We start from the raw sequence: 4157 nt of genomic DNA on the forward strand, positions 1-4157 counted from the left end.
GGGGGGGGGGGGGGGGGGGGGGGGGGGGGGGGGGGGGGGTGGGGGGGGGGGGGGGTTGGGGGCCCGGCCCCCCCGCCCCCGGGGGGCCGCCCGGCGCCCCGTGGTGGCGCTGTTGTTCAGACCGCGGGGGAGTTGGGGCGGTCGACGTCGATGAACTCCACGTCGTCGACGGCGCGGTCGTCCCGGCTGCCGGCGGCCCGCGCGGCGGAGCCGACGGCCCAGCCGACCGCCGCGCCGACGAGCGCGGCGCCGATCAGCAGCGTCCAGGGCAGTGCCGGCTGGCGGCCGGCGAGCGCGTCGAAGGCCCGTGCGGCCCGGCGTCGCGCCTCTTCGGCGGTGGAGCCCACCAGGTCACCCGCACCGTCGGCGAGGCCGTTGCTGTTGCGACGGGCCGAGCGGGCGGTGTCCCGCACACTGTCCCCAGCGGAGCTGACGGCCGAGGCGAGGTGCTCCCACGCCTGGCCCGCGATCCGCTCCGACTTGCCGCGGCGGTCCAGCAGATTGGTTCCGAACATCGTGGTTACCTCCTCAGGTGCCGAAGCCGCCGGCCACTTCGGACTTCGGCGTCTTCCCAGCGCGTCACGGTTCGCCTGAACCCCGCAGTGCCCCGCGTCGGCCGGGCGCAAACCCGACCGCTGCGAATCACCGGTAGCTCAACGCACCACCACCACGGCGACGCCCCGGGCGAAGTCGTCGTCGTCATCGTCGTCGTCATCGCCTCCACCACCGAAACCGCAGGCCAGTACGAGGGCGAGCAGCACGCCGACGCCGGCCAACCCGGCAAGTCGCTTGATCATCGAAGGTCCTCTCCGTCACGGCGGGTGTCCCGGCCCGATGCTAGGTGGCGCCGGCAACCGTGGGCACGCATCGGGCCGTGGGTCGTGAACGACACGCCGGTGGCACACGGGGCGGCCGTACGTCGTGGGCCGGTTGTCCGGCGCGCGGGGTCCGGGCCGCTACCCTGGTCCGGCGGCGCGTCGGTGAGGACTGATCGTCGATGGTCAGATAACGAAAAGTGTTGAGTAATCAGATACTGAAAAGTCGGGATATGGGCCGCTTTGTCGGTCCGGATCCGCGAATTGCTCATCCCGAGGGGTGGCGACCGAGGCTGTCGGAGGAATACTCTCGGTCGCGGCCCGCGTACTGATGAGGCGCCCGGGGGACGGGCGGGTGGAGGTGCTCGCGTGAGCCTGTCGATCGTGAAGTCGGTTCGGTCCGGTGGTGTCGTCGAGATCGCCCCGCGGGGCGAGATCGACGTCGACACAGCGTACGAGGTGCGCGAGGCGATCGCGGAGGTGCTGGCCAAGGGCCGCCCACTCCGCATCGAGCTGAACATGAGGCTGGTCACCTTCATCGACTCCGTCGGCATCAGCGCCATGGTTGCCGGCTTCCAGACGGCCGAGGTCAGCGGCGTCAAGCTGCTGGTCACCGAGCCGAGCCGATTCGTGCACCGGCAGCTCTGGGTGACCGGCCTGCTCGGCCTGTTCGGCGCCCCGGAGCCCTACTTCGCCGGTGCCGCCGCCACCCCCGAGGTTCTTCCCGGCGCCTGAGCGCACCGGGCATCCCCGTCAGGGCTGCTCGTCCAGACCGGTCAGGTCGATGTCGGTTGCTTCGGTGACCGCTCGGATGGCCGTCACCGAGGCGTACCCGGCGGCCAGCAACGCCACGTCCGTGCCGGGCTGCGCGGCCTGCCCCGGCTCCTCCAGCGAGGTACGGACGAAGCCGTGGCCGGATTCGGCCACCGTCATCTGCACCTGACCGAAGCTGGCCAGTGTGCCCCGGCGCACCCCGCGCAGCCGCCCGTGCGGCAGGTCCGGGGCGTTCACGTTGAGCACGCTCTCCATCGGCGCGGAGGTCAACCGGGGGAGCAGGTCCAGGGCGACCCGCGCGGCGGTGCTCCAGTGCCGTTCGGAGTCGCGTACCCGGGCGGCGGCGTCCACCGCGGCGCCACCGCTCGCCGCCGTCGCCTCGCCGGCGGAGAGCACGTCGAGGGAGACCGCCATCGCCCGGCAGCCGTTCGTGGCGGCGGTGAACGCGGCGCCCACCGTCCCGGAGTGCAGCACGGCCCGGCCGGCGTTGGCGCCACGGTTGATACCGGAGAGCACCACCGACGGTGGAGGACCGAAGGCACCGTGCAGGGCGATCAGCGTGATGAAGCCGGGGGAGCCACCGACCCCGTACGCCGGCACGCCCGCCAGGTCCGGCAGCGGGTGGTGGTTCACCACGACCCGTCCGTCCCGCTCCACGGCGCTCATCGCGGCGCTGGTGCCGCTCGCCTCCTCCAACGGCGCGGCGACCACCACATCCAGACCCCGCTGCGCGGCCGCCCAGGCCAGTGCCTGGATGCCCGGTGCGGCGATCCCGTCGTCGTTGGTGATCAGCACCCGCAGCGTCATCGTTCGACCACCCGGTCGGCCAGTTCATCGGGGGTGGTCCGCTCCTGCGGCCGGGTGTCCGCCGGCACCAGCCGGACCCGGTCCACCAGGCCGGTGATCGAGTCCAACCGCCCGGTGCCCAGGCCGTGCCGGGTCACGTTCAGCGCCCCGGCGGCGGCGCCGGTCCGGATGGCGGTCCGGATGTCCCCGCCGTTGGCCAGGACGGCCGCCACCCCGGCGGTCATCGAGTCGCCCGCGCCGCGCGGGTCGGCGGCCTCCAACCGGGGCATCTCGACCTCGAACAGCTCTCCGTCGATGAGCGCCAGCGCCGGCTGGTCCGCCCGGCTCACCACCACCGTCTCGGCGCCGGCGGCGTGCAGTTCGTACATGGCCCGGGCCAGCTCCAGGCTGTCGCCGCTGCGGGCCCGGCCGTCGCGGATCAGCTCCTCATGGCTCACCTTGAGGAAGAACACGCCGCTCTCCAGGACCGAGCCGAGGTGATCGCCGGAGAGGTCGACCACCACCCGGCCGCCGTTGGCGCCGAGGTCGGCGGCGAAGCGCCGGTACAGGTCGGCCGGGACGAGCCACGGCGCGTTCGGCCCGCTGAGCACGCTCACCGCGGCCCGCAGGCCCTCGCCGAGGGCCAGGTTGTACAGCTCGTCGAGCTCGTGCCGGCTGAGCGGCTGCCCGGGTACGTCGGCGATCTCCTGCCGGGAGCCGTCCCGGCGGTCGTGCACGTACCCGCCGCTACCGGAGTCGCGGACCACCACCTTGAGGTCGACGCCCTCGCTGACCAGCAGCGGCTCCAGCACCTGCCCGATCTCGCCGCCGAGGGCGGCGCAGAGCACCACGTCGACACCGAGCGACATCACCATCCGGGCCTGCCAGACGCCCTGCCCGCCGGGGTGCAGGTGCAGCTCGGGGTGGTCGTTCGGCTGGTCCACGGTCACCGTCAGCTGCGGAGTGGGCGCGAAGACCATCACGTGGCCACTCATCGGTCGTCGCCGTTCATGATGTCCGCCCCCAGCACCGTCGGGTGATTCTTCACCAACCGACCCTAATGGGACAGGTGGTGGCACGGCATCGCATCACCCGGGGTTCGTCCAGGCGTTGGCAGCCGTCGGGCGTTGCCAGCCAGACATCGGTACGGGACGATCGTGCGACCAGCGACGGCGGGAGACGGTGTGCTCACCAGCGATACCTTCAGCTACACCGTCCAGGCCCGCTGCTCGCCGGCCGAGGCGGCGGCGTTGCTCAGCGACCTGACCCGGCAGGGTGAGTTGCACCCGCTGATCGTCCGGGTCCGCCGGGTGCCGTCCCGACCCGGCGCCCGGGCCAGCTACACGATCAACGACCGCCTGGCGGCCGGGCCGCTGCACTTCCGGACCACCTACCACGCGGACGTGCTGATCAGCGAGGACGACGAGATCGTCACGGTGGCCCGCCAGTGGCCGGCCACCACGGTGCGCAACCACACCCGGCTGCGCGCCGAGCCGGACGGCCTGGTCCGGATCGACGTCGAGATCACCCTGAGTGCGCCGACCCTGCTGTTCCGGTACGCGTTCCGCCAGGCCCGGGTCGCTCACCTCGCCCTGGCCACCCGGCTCGGCGCGGCCCTCGACCGCGCCGGCGACCCCCCACCGCCCGCCTGACCCGCCCGCGCACCCCGCGCCCCGCGCCCGCGCCCCGCGCCGACCTGGTGATCGCACCCGCGGTGTCGACCAGCCTGATGATCATCGCGACGGTGCTGTCCACCTACAAGCCGTGGGGCCGGCGGCCCGG

At 73.3% G+C, this 4157-nt stretch carries 6 protein-coding genes; 2 read left to right on the forward strand and 4 right to left on the reverse strand.

Going from position 1 to position 4157, the window contains the following annotated elements; genetic code table 11:
* Window positions 1-116 precede the first annotated feature (116 nt).
* The gene (locus ABZS37_RS32580) at window positions 117-515 is read right to left on the reverse strand and encodes a hypothetical protein (RefSeq protein WP_355175424.1); all 399 of its coding nucleotides are present in this window, start codon (window positions 513-515) and stop codon (window positions 117-119) included.
* A 138-nt stretch (window positions 516-653) separates the two neighbouring features.
* Entirely contained in the window at window positions 654-797 is a 144-nt protein-coding gene (locus ABZS37_RS32585; protein ID WP_355175426.1) for a hypothetical protein, read from the reverse strand.
* Window positions 798-1184: 387 nt separating this feature from the next.
* Between ABZS37_RS32585 and ABZS37_RS32590 the strand changes: the two genes are divergently transcribed.
* Window positions 1185-1550, forward strand: coding sequence for an STAS domain-containing protein (locus ABZS37_RS32590; RefSeq protein WP_355175428.1), 366 nt, complete (start codon window positions 1185-1187; stop codon window positions 1548-1550).
* A gap of 18 nt (window positions 1551-1568) precedes the next feature.
* Here the strand turns inward: ABZS37_RS32590 and ABZS37_RS32595 are convergent, their stop codons facing one another.
* The gene (locus tag ABZS37_RS32595; RefSeq protein ID WP_355175430.1) at window positions 1569-2396 is read right to left on the reverse strand and encodes a 5'/3'-nucleotidase SurE; all 828 of its coding nucleotides are present in this window, start codon (window positions 2394-2396) and stop codon (window positions 1569-1571) included.
* Entirely contained in the window at window positions 2393-3370 is a 978-nt protein-coding gene (locus ABZS37_RS32600; RefSeq protein WP_355175432.1) for a PfkB family carbohydrate kinase, read from the reverse strand. Before ABZS37_RS32600 ends, ABZS37_RS32595 begins: the two co-directional genes overlap by 4 nt.
* 189 nt (window positions 3371-3559) lie before the next feature.
* On the opposite strand from ABZS37_RS32600, the gene ABZS37_RS32605 reads away from it, so the two are divergent.
* Window positions 3560-4027 carry an SRPBCC family protein gene (locus ABZS37_RS32605; protein ID WP_355175434.1) on the forward strand — a complete coding sequence of 156 codons (468 nt, stop codon included), beginning with the start codon at window positions 3560-3562 and terminating at the stop codon, window positions 4025-4027.
* The last annotated feature ends 130 nt before the right edge of the window (window positions 4028-4157 follow it).

It is taken from the genome of Micromonospora sp. NPDC005413 (genome assembly GCF_040606435.1).
Classification (GTDB): Bacteria; Actinomycetota; Actinomycetes; order Mycobacteriales; family Micromonosporaceae; genus Micromonospora.